The 16223-nt window shown below is 70.2% G+C and carries 9 protein-coding genes; 1 reads left to right on the top strand and 8 read right to left on the bottom strand.

Features of this window, described 5'->3' with window-relative positions; translation table 11 throughout:
* Positions 1 to 105: 105 nt before the first annotated feature.
* The 6 genes from O3Q52_RS09035 to O3Q52_RS09010 all read right to left on the bottom strand — a co-directional run bounded on the left by O3Q52_RS09035 (position 106) and on the right by O3Q52_RS09010 (position 10554).
* Positions 106 to 2409 (bottom strand): glycoside hydrolase N-terminal domain-containing protein, encoded by a 2304-nt coding sequence (locus O3Q52_RS09035; protein ID WP_269648293.1) that lies wholly within the window; start codon positions 2407 to 2409, stop codon positions 106 to 108.
* On the bottom strand, positions 2406 to 4394 hold the full coding sequence (locus O3Q52_RS09030) for a beta-galactosidase (RefSeq protein WP_269648292.1): 1989 nt from the start codon (positions 4392 to 4394) through the stop codon (positions 2406 to 2408). Before O3Q52_RS09030 ends, O3Q52_RS09035 begins: the two co-directional genes overlap by 4 nt.
* On the bottom strand, positions 4391 to 6649 hold the full coding sequence (locus O3Q52_RS09025; protein ID WP_269648291.1) for an exo-alpha-sialidase: 2259 nt from the start codon (positions 6647 to 6649) through the stop codon (positions 4391 to 4393). Before O3Q52_RS09025 ends, O3Q52_RS09030 begins: the two co-directional genes overlap by 4 nt.
* Before the next feature lie 151 nt (positions 6650 to 6800).
* On the bottom strand, positions 6801 to 7757 hold the full coding sequence (locus O3Q52_RS09020) for a carbohydrate ABC transporter permease (RefSeq protein ID WP_269648290.1): 957 nt from the start codon (positions 7755 to 7757) through the stop codon (positions 6801 to 6803).
* Positions 7754 to 8842: a sugar ABC transporter permease gene (locus tag O3Q52_RS09015; protein ID WP_269648289.1), complete on the bottom strand. Its 1089-nt coding sequence runs from the start codon at positions 8840 to 8842 to the stop codon at positions 7754 to 7756. Before O3Q52_RS09015 ends, O3Q52_RS09020 begins: the two co-directional genes overlap by 4 nt.
* A gap of 26 nt (positions 8843 to 8868) precedes the next feature.
* A complete protein-coding gene (locus O3Q52_RS09010; RefSeq protein WP_269648288.1) occupies positions 8869 to 10554 on the bottom strand; it encodes an extracellular solute-binding protein in 1686 nt (561 codons plus the stop codon).
* 385 nt (positions 10555 to 10939) lie between these two features.
* Here O3Q52_RS09010 and O3Q52_RS09005 point away from each other — a divergent pair, with 385 nt between their 5' ends.
* On the top strand, positions 10940 to 13813 hold the full coding sequence (locus tag O3Q52_RS09005; protein WP_269648287.1) for a glycoside hydrolase family 3 C-terminal domain-containing protein: 2874 nt from the start codon (positions 10940 to 10942) through the stop codon (positions 13811 to 13813).
* A 79-nt stretch (positions 13814 to 13892) separates the two neighbouring features.
* Here O3Q52_RS09005 and O3Q52_RS09000 read toward each other — a convergent pair whose 3' ends face one another.
* Positions 13893 to 15338, bottom strand: a complete 1446-nt coding sequence (locus tag O3Q52_RS09000; RefSeq protein ID WP_269648286.1) for an aldehyde dehydrogenase family protein — start codon at positions 15336 to 15338, stop codon at positions 13893 to 13895.
* Positions 15339 to 15704: 366 nt separating this feature from the next.
* Positions 15705 to 16223 (bottom strand): CdaR family transcriptional regulator (locus O3Q52_RS08995; RefSeq protein WP_269648285.1); only part of this gene is annotated, 519 nt, incomplete at its 5' end.

Genomic DNA, 16223 nt, shown 5'->3' with positions numbered 1-16223 from the left:
GAATCCTTTCCTTGTGGTAATTTCCTTTTGTCCTGCAAGGGATCGGTTCGGGCTGGACCGCGACCTCCGGGTTGGAAGCCCCCCTGTTTGTCAGGGGGAGCGGAGTCACGGTGTCCCTTCCATGGATGAAGGGGCGAAGGGAAAAGCGGGAAGGCACCACGTCCCCAATCTGAGGACGTGGTCTTCTCCGGCGACCAGGTCGAGCGGTCGCGCTCCGGAGGAAGTCCTGAGATCAATGCGCTGGGTGCGGGCGGGGCGGATGACGGCCGTGTACTCCCGGGGGCCCCACGTCAGGTCGACCTCGGCGCCGAACCGGGTGCGGATACCGCGCAGTCGGCCCATCGGGGACGCCGCGGGGAGCGCCGGGAAGAGGACCAGCCGGTCCGGGCTCGACTGGATCAGCGACTCGATGATCACGGCGGGGAGGGTGTGGGCGGCGTCCGCGTTGTAGACGTCGCGGCGGGGGTAGTGCGCGCTCATGAGGGAGGCGTGGAAGAAGTCGCCCTCCAGCACCTGGCCGAGCGCGTGCGCGACCCGTTCGCCGTCGCGCAGGCGGGCCGCGACCAACGCGTGGTGCAGATGGCCGTGCGCGGATTCGTTCTCGGCGCCCCTCAGTTCGAGCGCCCGGTGCGCGGCGGCCGCGAGATCCGGGGTGTCGTACGGGTTGATCTCGTCGAGCGGCCACACGCCGTACAGATGGCTGAGGTGCCGGTGGTCGTACGTGTCGTCGAGGCCGGGCCACGCCCACTCGGCGAGCGCTCCGTCGTCGTTGACGCGGTGCGGGGGCAGCCGCTCGGCGAGCGCCCGCCGGCGGTCGGCGTCAGGCCCCGGGTGGTACGCGGCCGCCGTGAGCAGGGCGTGCCGGGCCGCGGAGAGGTCCATGGCGGCGTTGATCGCGCCCCAGCTCGCGTTCGCCGGGCGGTTCTCGGGCGAGTAGGAGGGGACGACGACGAGTCGGCCGTGTTCGTCGGTCCGGGTGAGGAAGTCCTCGTAGAACAGGGCGAGTTCGGCGAGCGCCTCCTTCAGCCGGGGGTCGCGCTCTCCGCGTGCCTCGTCATGGTCGACGAGCGGTTTGAGCAGCCAGTCGGCGCCCGCCGTCCACAGGTGCAGCGGGTATTCGCGGCTGAAGTGGTACGTGTGCCCGGACTCGCCGTCCGTGTGCGGTGGGGCGACGATGCCTCGGGCGCCGAAGACGGCCCGGGCGTTGTCCCGCCAGTGCGGCAACTGGCCGTGTACCAGGGCCGCGTGGGCCTCGACGACCTCGGGCAGCGCGCCCGCGACGGCCGACGCGGTCTGCAGATTGAGGTTGGCGTCCGTGGTGAACGCCCCGGACCACGCCGTGTCCCAGTCGCCTGTCCACAGCCCCGTGAGCCTCGGCGGGAGCATCCCGGCGGCGGACAGCAGGTGGTAGCGGCCGGCCGCGAAGAGCCGTTCGAGCAGAGCCGGGCTCTTGGGCTGCTTGAGCAACTCCGAGCCGGGCAGCGCGCGTTCGGCGTCCTCGGCGTCCAGCGCGAGGGAGACGCGGCGGTACGCGGTGCGGTGGAGGTCCAGATGACGCTCCAGGAGGCTGCCGTACGGCCCCTCGCCGCCGTCCGGCAACAGATCGCGCAGGGCCTGCGTCTCCGCCACCGTGTCCAGCTCCCCGGTGTGCCGCCGCACCCGGGTCAGCAGCAGGACCGACTCGGCCCCGGCCACGCGGAAGCCGGGCGGGGTCAGGGTCGTACGGCCGCCGGTGACGACCGCCAGCGTCACTCCGGTGTACGCGCGGTCGCTGCCGGGGTAGCGGGCGCTCAGGGTGAGCACGGCGCCCTCCGGGGTGAGGATCACCCCGTCGCTGACCCCGGGCCCCTCGGGGGCGCCGGGGAGCCGGTGGTCCAGCCCGATGTCCGCGGTGAGGCCGGGCGAGGTCACGTGCTGGACGATCACGTCGTCCGCGCGCGAGACGAAGACGCGGCTGCTCCAGCCCGTGCAGGCCGCCTCGGCGACGCCCGTGGTGAAGTCGACCGAACGGCGGTAGCCGCGCTCCCCGTCGGCCGGCCGGCGCAGCCACACCTGGAAGGCGGGATGGAAGGGCTGCACCCACTGCAGCGGACGCCCGTCGGTGAAGTCCTCGGCCGCGGTCAGGTCCCCGGCGAGCAACCGGTCCTGGAGCTGCGGCAGTTGGGCAGCCAGTTCCGGAGGTCTGGCGTGTTCGCCGCCGTTGGGGCGGACCAGGGTGTGGTGCGTGACGATCACACGGTCGTCGTTCGGATCACCGAACACCATGGCGCCGTGACGGCCGTTGCCGCTGAGGAAGGCGTCCTCCCAGCGGGCGGCCGGGCGCGGCTCCCAGGTGCCGTGCGGCGAGGGCGCGGGTGCGGGTGCGGGTGCGGGTGCGGGTGCGGGTGCACCCGATGCTTCGGCGCTCACGGTGAGAGCACCGCCGCTCCGAGCCGCGCCAACTCCACTGATCCCGTGACCTGTTGCCCGGTGAGCAGGTCACGATACGTCCCGGGCACCCGCACGGTGACCGTCTCGCGCCCGTGGTTGAGCACGAAGAGCAGGTCTCCCCGGCGGACGGCCTCGACCTGCGGAGGCAGCCCGTCGAGCACCGGCCGCACGCCCGCGCCGGACGCCACGCCCGCCAACAGCTCGCGCAGCGCGGCGGGTTCGGGCAGCGTGGAGACGTACCAGGCACGCTCCTTGCGCAACACCGCCGGGAGGCCGTCGAGTTCGCCGCCCTTGTAGCGGGCCTCCGCGACCGCGCCCGCCTCGGCCTCGATCTCCTCGGACCACAAGGTGCCCCGGAAGCCGTCGCATTCGGCGGTCTCATCCGCGTCGAGCGGCCACCACTCGTGCAGGGTGCGGATGCCGAAGAGCTCCCGCAACCGCTCGTCCATGCCGCCGGGCCGTACCCGGTCGTCCTCGTCGGCGACACCGGTGAGGAAGCCGCTGACGAGGGTGCCGCCGCTTCGTACGTACGCGACGAGGTTGTCGATCGCCGCGTCGGTGAGCAGGTAGAGCTGGGGCACGACGACCAGCCGGTAGGCGGACAGGTCGTGCTCCGGGTGCGCGAAGTCCGTGGTGACGTGGGCCTCCCACAGTGCGCGGTGCCAGGCGCGCACGACCTGCGGATGGTCGACCTCGGAGGAGGGGCGGCCCTCCTGCGCACCGGCCCACCACGCGTTCCATTCGTGAAGAATCGCGACGTCCGACACGGAGTGACTGCCCGTCACCTCCTCCCCGATACGGGCGAGTTCGTCGCCGAGCTGCTTGACCTCCTGGTAGGTACGGCCCTGCTCCCCCGCGTGACTGACCATGCCGGAGTGGAACTTCTCCGCGCCCTGCCTCGACTGCCGCCACTGGAAGTAGCAGACGGCGTCGGCGCCCCGGGCGACGGCCTGGAGGGACCACAGGCGGTTGAGGCCGCGCGGCTTGGGGTGGTTGACGCCCCGCCAGTTCACGGGCCCCGCGGCCTGCTCCATCAGCATCCACGGTCCGCGGGCCTGGGAACGCGTCATGTCCTGGATGAGCGCGCCGTTCTGGGCGCCGAAGGGGTCGCGCGGGTCGGGATAGATGTCGACGGAGACGACGTCCTCCTCCCCCGCCCACTTCCAGGCGTCCTGGCCGACCCACATCGGCATGAAGTTGGTGGTCACCGGGATGTGCGGGGAGTGCCGGCGGACGATGTCCCGCTCGGCGACGTAACACTCCAGGAGCATGTCGGAGGTGTAGCGCTTGAAGTCCAGCACCTGGCCGGGGTTCTTCATGTAGTGGGCGTGCCTCGGCGGCAGGACCTCCTCCCAGTCGCCGTAGCCCTGGCTCCAGAAGGCCGTTCCCCAGGCGGCGTTGAGGGCGTCGAGCGTGCCGTACTTGTCCCGGAGCCAGCGGCGGAAGGTGGCGGCGGCCCCGTCGCCCCAGTCGTAGGTGCAGTACTCGTTGTTGATGTGCCACATCGTCAGCGCGGGGTGGCTGCCGTAGCGGGCGGCCAGGTCCTCGGTGATCGCTGCGGCGTAGCGGCGGTAGGTGGCGCTGGAGTGCGAGAAGTGCTGGCGGCCGCCCCACCACTCGGTGCGGCCGTCCTCGTCGCGGGGCAGGGTGTCCGGGTGGAGGCGGCCCATCCAGGGCGGGGGCGAGGTGGTGGGCGTGGCGAGGACGACCCCGATGCCGTTCTCGTGCATCAGGTCCATCAGCCGGTCCAGCCAGCCGAACTCCCGCTCCCCCGGCCGCGGTTCGAGCTTCGCCCACGAGAAGACGCCGAGCGTGACGGAGTTGACGCCGGCCGCCTTCATGAGGCGTACGTCCTCGTGCCAGGTCTCCTCGGGCCACTGCTCGGGGTTGTAGTCGCCGCCGAAGAGGATGCGGCCGCGGGTGGCGTCGGCGAGGCCGGGACGGGCCTGGATCCGGTCGGTCATCGGACGGGCTCCCCGTACTGGATGCCGCGCCCGTTGGTCGCCAGGTACACCCTGCCGTACACGCGCGGGTCACCGACGACGACCTCGCCGGTCCAGCCCCACTGGTGGGCGTCGTCGTTGATCCGCGTCCAGGTCTTCGCCTCGTCGTCGGAGCGGTAGACGGCGGTGATCGTGTCCGTAGAGCCGACCTGGTAGATCGCGGGATAGTCGGCGCCGTCGGCGGCCTTGCCGAAACCGAGCGTGTACGAGGCCCAGCAGCTGGCCGCCTTCGAGAAGCTCGCCCCGCCGTCGGTGGACCGGTAGAGCCCGTTCCCTTTGGCGGAGAGCCACAGGTCACCGCTCCGCCCGGGTGCGGCGACGAGCTTGAACTGGGCGTCACCGGAAGGCAGTCCGCCCGCACGGGCCGTGAACGAACGGCCACTGTCAGTGCTGGCGAGTAGCGTTCCTGTGTCGGTGTCGTATGCGTAGAAGAGCGTCGGGTCGGCCGGGTCGGCGACCGGCGTGGCGCCCTTCGGGAAGGAGGAGATCTCGGACCAGGTCGTGCCGTTGTCGGTGGACCGGTGGGCTGCGTACTTCGTGCCGTCCCAGTGCACGAAGGACCACAGCAGCGCGCTGCCGTCGGCGTTGGTGGCGATCGGCCCCGGTGCGTTCTTGGCGATGTCGGGCTGGGCCTCGAAGGGCGCCCAGGTCTGGCCTCCGTCGTTCGAGTAGGCGCCGTTGCCGTTGTCGCCCCAGCCCGCCCGGACCACGTACGACGGCCTGGCCGCGGCCTGCGCGAGTCCCGTCGCCGACCCGAACACGGGGTTCGTCGCCATGCCGCGCGCCGGCGACGCCGTGAGCCGCTCGTGGTACATGACGCCGATGTCCCCGAACCCGCTCAGCAGGTGCGCCTCCCCGACCGGGGGCGAGATCAGCTGGCGCACGGCCGTCTCCTCCAGACCCCGGATCTGCGGCGCCCAGCGCTTCAGATCACGGGTCCCGTAGAGCGTCGCCCCGGTCCCGTACACGATGTGCTTCGAGTCGTACGGGTCCACGGCCAGCGCCTGGATCCACCAGCCGAACTTCGGCTTGTCGTCGCCCCACTTGAGGTAAGGAGTCTCGGACACGTCGAAGACGGCAGCGTCCTTGAGGGACGTCCAGGTACGGCCGCCGTTCGTGGTGCGGTAGACGGTGTCGACGTCGGCCCAGCGGTTGTTGGTGGAGACGACGAGGGTGCCCGGGCGGCGGGCGTCCACGGCGACCCCGCCGTAGCCGAAGGTGTCGGCGGACCCTCCCCCACTACTGAACGTGTGGGCGGTGCCCCCATCGGTGGTGCCGCCGGGCTTCACCGGGGTCACCTCGGCCCACTTGCCGGTCGCGGTGCGCAGCTTGTGCACGCTCCCGTCGGACTGGCCGTTGGGTCCCGGTGCGTTGGCGTAGGTCACGTACAGCTCGCGGGTGTGCGTGTCGTACGCGGCACGAATCGGCACCTTGGCAGCGGTACCGGACGGCTGCCCGGGAACGGCCTCCCACGCCGTCCCGTCGGCCGTGCGGTACAGGTTCGCCGTGCCCGAGGTGCCGTCGCCGTCGCCCCACCCGGCGTAGACGGCCCGTCCGACGGCGACGAGGAACACGACGCCCTGCCCGGAGGCGCTCGCCTTCGCCGGAAAGCCACTCGCCGCCGCCCAAGTGGCCCCACGGTCGGTGGACTTCAGCAACCCGTCGTGCCGCGTCCCCAGCCACAGCGTGTCACTGTCCCGCGGATCGACCAGCAGCCGCTCCCCCGCACCCCGCCCGTCCTCGTTGGCCCCGAGCTTCACATCGAGGTCGGACCGGCTCCAGGTCGCGCCCCGGTCCTCGGACCGCAGCACGGCACCGTTCCCGGCCCACGACTGCGCGTACGTACCGAGGGCGAGGTAGACCCGCCCGGGATGCGCGGGGTCGACGGCGATCGCCTCCACACCGAGCAGGTTCCAGTCGTCCCACCCGAGGTGATCGGTGAGCGGGGTCCAACGGCCGGCGCGGTCGTCCCAGCGGTAGGCGCCGCCGATGTCGGTACGGGCGTAGGCGAGACCGCGTACGGAGGGGTGGAACAACACCCCGGTGACGAACCCGGTCCCGCCGATGACGACATTGCGCCACCGGTAGGCGGGGCGGTCCGCCACCGGGGCGGCGGCCGCCGCTGGGCTGACGGTCGCCCCGGAGACAGCGGTGGCGGCCACGGTGGCAGCGGTCCCGGCAAGGACGGCGCGTCTGCTCAGGCGGGGCGTGCGCATGACATACCTCGTTCCAGGAAAAGGGGAACTTCGAAATGAGGAGTGGACGGGCTCGGTCAAGGGGCGCGGGGAACTGCGCGACCAGCCACAACCAACCCGCAGCCGACAAACAACCCAACAGTTCCGAGCCAAGCCAGAAGGGGGACGCCAGTCACCCCTTGACCGCGCCGGTCAGCATGCCCTTCTTGAAATGCCGCTGCACAAAAGGCGAAAGAATCGCAACCGGCAGCAACGCCATCACCATCACGGCCATCTGAATGGCAAGGGACGACAACTGCCCGGTGTTGACCTGGGTCGCGAGCCCCACCGGCCGTTCCTGCTTCTGCACGAGCTGGATCATGACGTTCTGCAATGGCATCATGTCCTGATCGGTCAGGTAGATGGACGCGTTGAACCACGCACTCCAATAACCCACCGCATAGAACAGCGAAATCACCGCGATGACCGCCCGCGACAACGGCATCACGATCTTCCACAGAATGCGCCAGTCACCGGCCCCGTCGATCCGCGCGCTGTCGATGAGTTCGGACGAGATGCCCATGAAGAAGGACCGCAGCACAAGAATGTTGAAGACGCTCACGGCACTGGGCAGGATCAGCGCCAGATAGGTGTCGGTGAGACCGAGCGCCTGCACCAGCAGATAGGTCGGAATGAGCCCCGCACCGAAGAACATCGTGGCCAGCAGCGTCATCAGGATCCACCGGTGCCCGAGCGACCCGCTCCGCGAGAGCCCGTACGCGCACAGCACCGACACCGCCATGCTGAACACCGTGCCGACGAGGGTGACGCCGAGGCTGACGAGTGCCGCGCGCTGCACCTGGCCTCCGCTGAGCAGCTCCTGGTAGGCGATGAACGTGATGCCCTTGGGGATCACGACCAGGCCGCCCGCCTCGTCGATGGTCTTCTTCGACTGGAGGCTGGTGACGATGACGATCCACAGGGGGAAGAGGATCGCGAGGCCCGCGACGGTGAGGACCAGGCCCTTGGAGGCGAGGCCGACCTGGCTGGGCTTCTCCTCCCAGGGCGGCCGGGGCGGGGCCGCCCAACGGCTCGGTCCCCGGTCGCGCTTCACGTCGGCCTCGGCCGGTTTGTCGATGAGAGCGGTCACTTCTTGTACACCCCCTGCTCGCCCATGAGATGAGCGACCTTGTTGGCCACGAGGACGAGGGTCAGACCGACGATGCCCTTGATCAGCCCGGCGGCGGCCGCGTAACTGAAGTCCTGGTTGCGGATGCCGTTCCACCACACATAGGTGTCGAGGACCTCGGATGCGTCGGGTCCCACCGCCTGTCTCTGAAGCAGCAGTTGCTCGAACCCGACGGTGAGGGCGTCACCGACGCGCAGCACCAGCAGCAGGGCGATCACCGGGCGCAGCGCGGGCAGCGTGATGTGCCACATGCGGCGCCAGCGGTTGGCGCCGTCCATCGCGGCGGCCTCGTACAGGTCGTTCGACACGGACGACAGCGCGGCGAGGAAGACGATGATGCCCCAGCCCGCGTCCTTCCAGACGCTCTGGAGCGTGACGAGGTACTTGAAGCTCTCCGGGTCCGTCATCAGGTCGAAGCCGGTGCTTCCGTGGTCGGCGAGCGTCTGCGCGATGATGCCGGCGCCGCCGAAGATCTGCTGGAAGACGGTGACGACGAGCACCCAGGAGAAGAAGTGCGGCAGATACATGATCGCCTGGGCCATCGCGCGCACCCGGGGCCTGAGCACGCTGTTGATGAGCAGCGCGAGCAGGATCGGGATCGGGAAGAAGAGCACGAGCTGGAGGAAGAACAGGACGAAGGTGTTCTGCACGGCGTGCCAGAACTCGGAGTCGGCGAAGACCCGGTCGAACTGCTCGAAGCCGACCCAGGGGCTCTGCAGCATGGCGACGAAGCCGTTGTCGCTCAGGTAGGGGTCGTAGTCCTGGAAGGCGACGACGTTGCCGAACACCGGTATGTAGTTGAAGACGAGGATGAGCAGGATCGCCGGCACCGTCATCAGGATGAGCGTGCGGTCGCGCCGCAGCCGGATCCGCAGACCGACCTTCCCGGAAAGCCCGTCGCCCTTGCCGGACTTCCCCGGCTTCCCGGACCCGGACTTCGCCGACGTCACCGGTCCCGCCCCGGGCGGATCCGTCGACGGATCCGCCCCGTCCTTCGTCTGCGTCTTCGCCTGGGCCCTGCCCCGGGGCACCGTGCTGTGCGACACGGCCTTCTCCTTGCCTCGGTCCGGCGTCAGTTCGCCGAGGAGCCGTTGTCGTCGAGCAGCTTCTTGTACCAGTCGCGCAGCTTGTCGCCGCCCTGCTGCTTCCAGTCGGAGACGGCCTGCTGGACGTCGCTGATCTTCTTGCGCCCTCGTACGACGTCGTCCTCCAACTGCTCGAAGTCGTCGGCGAGGTTGGACCAGCGGTTCGGCTCGGTGACGGTGAGCCCGTAGAAGGAGGACTTCTTGGTGAAGGCGCCCATCCGCTGCTGCCACTCGACCATGCCCCTGGTGACCTCGGGGAGGTCGGGGTGGGCGACGAACGGCGCCGCGTCACCGGTGTAGTCGAAGGCGCCGTTGACCTCGTTGACGCCCTTCTCGGTCTTGGTGGGCAGGCCCTTCTTCACCTCGAAGTCGGTGCCCTCGACGCCGAAGTTCGTGAGCATGAACTCCGTGGTGCCGTACGGCGCGGCACAGAAGTTGGCGATGGCGAGGAAGTCCTTGATCTGTGTCTTGGACGCCTTCTTGCTGATGAAGGTGAAGATGTTGGCGGGCTGGACCGCCCACAGGCTCGGGTCGCCGCCGTCGGGGCCGAAGATGTCGAACGCGGCCATGTCGAAGTCCGGTTTCTGGGTGAGCTGTTCGGACATCTTGCCCCACCAGGAGGAGATGTTCTGGTTGTAGACGAGCACCTCGCCCGCCGAGAACCGGTTGCCCGCGTCGCCGCCGGCCTTGCCCGACCGCGCGTCCGGGTGGACCACGTCTGCCGCGTACAGCTTCCGTGTCCATTCCAGGGCTTCGAGGTACTCGTCGGTCTCGATGCGGTTGATCAGCTTGCCGCCGTCGAGGTTCCACCACAGCGCCTTGTCGCTGCCGGACAGGACGCCGTAGATGTTGAACGACGTCCACTTCATGTCGTCGCAGGCCCAGACCTTCGACTTGGCGTCGGTGGCCTCCTTGGCCCAGGACAGGAACTCGTCCGGGCTCTTCGGGACGCTGTACCCCTTCTTCTCGAAGAGGTCCCTGCGGTAGAGGGGCGCGATGTCGGTGACGTACGACGCGGGCATCGGGATGGCGCGCAGTTGGCCGCCGAAGATGGAGCGCTGCCAGGCGTCGGTCGGGACGGCCGCGAGGTTCGGGTAGTCCTTGACCGCGTCGCCGGAGAGATACGGGCCGAGGTCGGCGAACTTGGCGTTGATGGCGCCGGGGATCTTGCCCATCAGGTTCCAGCCGGGCACGACCACCACGTCGGGGATGTCGCTGGAGGCGAGGACCGCGCCGAGCTTCGCGTCGTAGGTGACACCGTCCTGGTTCTGCCAGGTGACGTCGACGCCGATGGCCTTGTTCATGGCCTGGTAGTACGGGTTGCTCCCCGACGGAGGAGTGCCCCAGAAGGGCGCCATGACCTTGAGCCTGCCGCCGCTGCCGAGCTTCTTCGCGACCGAGGTCTTGAGGTCTGCGGTGGCTATCGCCTTGGTGAAGCCCGCGGACGAGCCGTTCTTCGCCGGGATGTCGGGGCTGACGACGTTCTGCGCCACGAAGGCCGGGAGGAGGTTCTTCGCGTCCTTCCCGGACGTGGTGCCCTCCTTGCGGCCTTCCTGCGAACCGCCGCAGGCGGCCAGCAGCGGTATCCCGCCGGCCACCGCGGCGGCAGCGACCGCCGTGGAGCCGAGGAAACTTCTCCGACTGGGAGCGGAAGTGGCGGAGTTCGGCGTCATTGCGTCAACCCTTCATGGCGCACAGCAGGACACCCGGCGGTGGGGGCCGTCGGCTGCGGTGTCTGAGTGGAACTGGCTGAGCTGAAGCGGACCTCGGAGGTATGCGCACCCTCCGGGGACGACATCTTCGACTATCGACGAGAGTCGAAGCGCTTCGATGTTGCTGCGAGGTTAAGTGAACACCTGGGGGTGCACAAGAGCCGATTCCAACATTCCTCGGAGGTATAAAGGTCTGAACCGGTCGCTTCCGGCCCTTGGGATGGCAGTGAGGATTCGGAGTTGTTGCGTCGGGGTGTCTTGACACCCAGCCCGGAGTCGAATGAGCATCGAAGCGCTTCGAAAGTCCTTCACCGTTCTCCCGCACCTTCCACAGAGGGATCCTCGCGTGACCGCTCAAACGCCGCCTTTCCGCGACTCGCAGCTGCCGTTCGCGAAGCGCATCGACGATCTTCTGTCGCGGCTCACCCTGGAGGAACGGGTCGCGATGCTGCACCAGTTCGGGCCCGCGGTGGAGCGGCTCGGCATCGCCGCGTTCCGCACCGGCCAGGAGGCGCTGCACGGGGTGGCCTGGATGGGCCCGGCGACGGTGTTCCCACAGGCGGTCGGCCTCGGCGCGACCTGGAACGACGAGCTCGTACACCGCGTCGGCGAGGCGGTCTCCGCCGAGGCCCGCGCGATGCGCTCGCGCGACGACCGTGTGGGCCTCAACGTCTGGGCGCCCACGGTCAACCTCCTGCGCCACCCCCTGTGGGGCCGCAACGAGGAGGGCTACTCGGAGGACCCGAAGCTGACCTCGGCGATCGCCACCGCCTACACCCGGGGCCTGCGCGGCGACCATCCCGCGTACTGGCGGACGGCCCCGGTCCTCAAGCACTGGCTCGCGCACAACAACGAGACGGACCGGGCGACCGCGTCGAGCTCCGTCCGCCCGCGTGTGCTGCACGAGTACGACCTGCGAGCCTTCCGCGAGACGGTCGAGGCGGGCACGGTGGCCGGCGTGATGCCCGCGTACAACCTGGTCAACGGCCGCCCCAACCATGTGTCGCCGTATCTGCGCGAGCAGCTTCGCACCTGGACGGACCAGGACCTCCTGGTCTGCTCGGACGCGGGCGCGCCCTCGAACCTGGTCGACTCCGAGCACTACTTCGACACGCACGAGGAGGCCACGGCCGCCTCCCTGGTCGCCGGCGTCGACAGTTTCACGGACCACGGCACGGACAGCTCGAAGATCGTCGAACGCCTCCAGGGAGCCCTGGACCAGGGCCTGTTGACCGAGTCCGACATCGACGCGGCGGTCCGCCGCCAGCTCGCGATCCGCTTCCGCCTCGGCGAGTTCGACCCGCGCCTGGACCCGTACGCCGGCGCCTTGGACTTCGACACGCCCGCGCACCGGTCTCTCGCGCGGGAAGCCGCGGAACAGGCGATCGTCCTCCTCAAGAACGACGGCCTGCTCCCCCTCACCGGGCAGGACACCCGCATCGCGGTGGTGGGCCTCCTCGCCGACGAGTGCAAGCTCGACTGGTACAGCGGCACCCTCATCCACCGCTCGACCCCGCTCGAAGGCCTCTACGAGCGCTTCGGCGCCGACCGCGTGGACTTCGCCGAGGGTGTGGACCGCGTACGCGTCAAGACCTCCGCCGGAACGTATCTGAGCGTGCCGCGGGCGGACGACGCGACCGACGAGGTCCGCGGCGCCGAGGGTGCGCTGGACCCGGCCCTCCTCGCGGGCCGCACGGACCTGCCCCCGCTCACCACCGACACCACGGGCACCGAACTCGCGCTGATCGACTGGGGCGGGGGCGTCCTCACCCTGCGCGCCCCCGACGGCCGTTACCTCTCGGTCGCCGACGACGGCTACGTCCGCGCCTCGGCCGACCAGCCCGGCGGCTGGGTCGTCCAGGAGACCTTCCGCCTGGAGCCTCACGAATCTCATGGATCCAACGAATCCCACGAGAACGGTCACCTCCTGAAGCACGTCGGTACGGGTCGCTACGTCTCTGTCACCGCCGACGGCGTGAAGGTTGCCGCTCAGAACCCGGAAATCCTCGAACTGGAGATCACGGAACGCGGCGAGGACACGGTGGCCCGCACGGCCGCCGCAGCGGACGTGGTCCTGGTGGTCGCGGGCAACGACCCGCACATCAACGGCCGCGAGACGGAGGACCGCACGACCCTCGCCCTCCCCGCCCACCAGCAGCGCCTCCTGGAGTCGGCCCGCGCCGCGAACCCCCGCACGGCCCTGGTGATCACCTCCTCCTACCCGTACGCGACCGACCCGACGGACCTCCCCGCCGTCCTCTGGACGGCCCACGGCGGCCAGGCGGCCGGCACGGCCCTGGCCCGCGTCCTGGCGGGCGACGTCTCCCCGGCCGGCCGGCTCCCCCAGACCTGGTACGCCTCGGACGCGGACCTCCCCGACCTCCTCGACTACGACGTGATCGGCAGCCGCCAGACGTACCTGTACTTCGAGGGCACTCCGCTCTTCCCCTTCGGCCACGGCCTGTCGTACGCGTCCTTCGAGTACGGGAACCTCGTGGCCCACGCGGGCGAGAACTCCGTGCACGTCACCTTCACGGTCACCAACACGGGCAGCACACCGGCCGACGAGGTGGCCCAGCTCTACTCCCGCGCCGTGACCCCCTCGGTCTCCCGCCCCCGCCGCGAACTGCTGGCCCACCGCCGAATCCACGTACTCCCCGGCGCCTCCACCGAGCTGGCCTTCGAACTCCCGCTGTCCGCCTTCGAGTTCTGGGACGTGGTCCACGGCATCCGACGCCTGGAGCCGGGTCCGTACGAACTCCTCGTGGGCGCGTCCAGCGAGGACATCCGTCTGCGCGGGACGATCGAGCTGGACGGCACGCCCTCAACCCCGCGCCCGGTCCTCGAACACGGCCTGAACGCGGCCGACTTCGACGAGCAGCGGGGTGCGGAGATCGTCGACCGTACGAAGCTGTCGGGCGACGCGGTCACACCCGCGCACGGGCACCACGGGAACCACGGGAACACCGCCGAACTGGTCTACCGCGGCTGCGACTTCGGCCCGGCGACCGGGACCGTCACCGTCGAGGTGTCGGGCGAGGGCTCACTCGAACTGGCCCTGGACGGCGGCCCGGTGATCGCCCGCCTCGATGTCCCGGCCACGCCGGGACCGTACGACTACACCACCGTCGCCATCCCGTTCAGCACCACCGAGATCCACGACCTGCACATCGGGCTGCGCGGCCCGGTGCGGCTCGCGCACGTCGGCTTCTCCGGCTGAGGGTCCGGACGAGGTACGACAACGGCCGGAGTCCCCGCACAGCGGACTCCGGCCGTCGCATGACGCCTCGCGCCTGATCTCAGAGAGCGAGTCCCGTGAGCACGAGCACGCGCTCGTACGTGTAGTCGTCCATCGCGAACTTCACGCCCTCACGCCCGACCCCGGACTGCTTCACGCCGCCGTAGGGCATCTGGTCGGCGCGGTAGGACGGCACGTCACCGACCACGACGCCGCCCACCTCCAGCGCACGGTGGGCACGGAAGGCGGTCTGCAGGTCGTGGGTGAACACGCCTGCCTGCAGCCCGTACTTGGACTCGTTGACGGCGGCGAAGGCGGCCGCCTCCCCCTCCACCTTCTGCACAGTGAGAACGGGCCCGAAGACCTCCTCGCAGGAGAGGGTCACATCGGCCGGCACGTCGGCCAGCACGGTCGGCGCGTACGAGGCACCGTCGCGCTTGCCGCCCGCGAGCAGCGTGGCACCGGCGTTCACGGCCTCGTCGACCCACGTCTCGACGCGCTTGGCGGCGTCCTCGCTCACCAGCGGCCCGACGTCGGTGGCGTCGTCGGCCGGATCGCCGGTGACCTGCGCCTCGACGGCGGCCACCACGCGGGGCAGCAGCCTGTCGTACACGGACGCGTCCGCGATCACCCGCTGTACGGAGATGCAGGACTGTCCGCCCTGGTAGTTGGAGAAGGTGGCGATCCGCGAGGCCGCCCGGTCCAGGTCCTCGTCGCTCGCCCAGTCGGCGAGCACGACGGCTGCGCCGTTTCCGCCCAGTTCGAGGGTGAGGTGCTTGCGCGGTACGGAGTCCATGATCGCGTAGCCGACCTTGTCGGACCCCGTGAACGAGATGACGGGCAGCCGCTCGTCCTGCACGAGGGCGGGCATCTTGTCGTTGGCGACGGGCAGCACGGACCAGGACCCGGCCGGCAGGTCGGTCTCGGCCAGCAACTCGCCGATGAGCAGTCCGGAGAGGGGGGTCGCGGGAGCGGGCTTGAGGATGATCGGGGCGCCGGCCGCGATGGCGGGGGCGATCTTGTGGGCGCAGAGGTTCAGCGGGAAGTTGAAGGGCGCGATGCCGAGGACGACGCCCTTCGGGAAGCGGCGGGTGAGGGCGAGGCGCCCCTGGCCGCCGGCGTCGGTGTCGAGCCGCTGGGCCTCGCCGCCGTTGAACCGACGGGCCTCCTCGGCCGCGAACCGGAACACGGACACGGCCCGGCCGACCTCGCCGCGGGCCCACTTGACCGGCTTGCCGTTCTCGGCGGAGATGAGCCGGGCGATCTCCTCGGTCCGCTCCACCAGGCGGCGGCTTACGTGGTCGAGGGCTGCGGCGCGTACGTGGGCGGGGGTGGCGGCGAACTCGTCCCGTACGGCGTGTGCGGCGGCGACTGCCTCTTCGACCTGGGCGTCGGTCGGTACGGAGACCTTGCCGACGGGGTGGCCGTCCCACGGGGAGGTGACGTCGAAGGTGGACTCGCCTGTGGCCTGGCGGCCGGCGAGCCAGAAGGCGTGGGTGGAGGTCATGTGCGAGTCCGGGCCCTTCCGCGTTCGGGGGATTTCTTGGTCTTTCCCGTCCACGGTAGGCCCGCGGTGCCCTGGCGGCGCCTGTCCGAGTCGTAGCACTCACCTGCCGGGGTGCGCCGCTTTGGCCTAGTCCCGGACTTGTTCCTCGCCCCCGCCGCCCCTACCCGTCCCATCCTTCTGGGGCTCCGCCCCAGACCCCGTTGGGTGCGTTGTCGGGTGCGGGTGCGTTGTGGCTGGTCGCGCAGTTCCCCGCGCCCCTGAGGTATTTCAGCCTCTCCGGCGTTTGAGGAGCGGGGGTTCGGGGGGCGGAGCCCCCGAGTAGTGACGGGAATGGGTAGGGGCGGCGGGGGCGAAAAAATGCCCTGCCTACTCCGCCGAAGCCGTCGTCTTGAGCGCCAGCCACAGCTCCATCCGCACATCCGGATCATCCAGAGACCGTCCGAGGATCTCCTCGACCCGCCGCATGCGGTACCGCAACGTATGCCGATGCACCCCAAGATCCGCCGCGGCCGCGTCCCACTGCCCGTGCCGCGACAACCACGCCCGCAACGAGGCGACAAGATCCCCCCGCCCGGTGGCGTCATGCTCGTACAGGGGCCTCAAAAGCCCGTCCGCGAACGCCCGCACCGCGTCGTCCGCGAGCAACGGCACCACGGACCCCGCGGCCAGATCCTCGTGCTCGACGAGCACCCGCCCCCGCCGCCGGGCGACGGACAGGGCCTGCTCGGCCTGCTTGTAGGCGGCCCCCGCGGCGATGGGCCCGGCGGGAGCCGAGATGCCGACGACCAGCTCGTCCTCGTCGCCCGCCTGCTCGCTGCCGCCGCGAGCGCCCCCGACGGCCTCGGCGTACTGGGCGCAGGCGGAGGCGACCGCACCCCGGGCCGC

Source organism: Streptomyces sp. ActVer (genome assembly GCF_027270795.1).
GTDB lineage: Bacteria > Actinomycetota > Actinomycetes > Streptomycetales > Streptomycetaceae > Streptomyces > Streptomyces umbrinus_A.
This window is presented reverse-complemented; position numbering and strand designations above follow the sequence as displayed.

Bases quoted from the DNA above. Each gene is read 5' to 3' on its own strand.
- O3Q52_RS09030 (WP_269648292.1), bottom strand. From the start codon at position 4,394: ATGACCGACCGGATCCAGGCCCGTCCCGGCCTCGCCGACGCCACCCGC.
- O3Q52_RS09025 (WP_269648291.1), bottom strand. From the start codon at position 6,649: ATGCGCACGCCCCGCCTGAGCAGACGCGCCGTCCTTGCCGGGACCGCT.
- O3Q52_RS09010 (WP_269648288.1), bottom strand. From the start codon at position 10,554: ATGACGCCGAACTCCGCCACTTCCGCTCCCAGTCGGAGAAGTTTCCTC.
- O3Q52_RS09000 (WP_269648286.1), bottom strand. From the start codon at position 15,338: ATGACCTCCACCCACGCCTTCTGGCTCGCCGGCCGCCAGGCCACAGGC.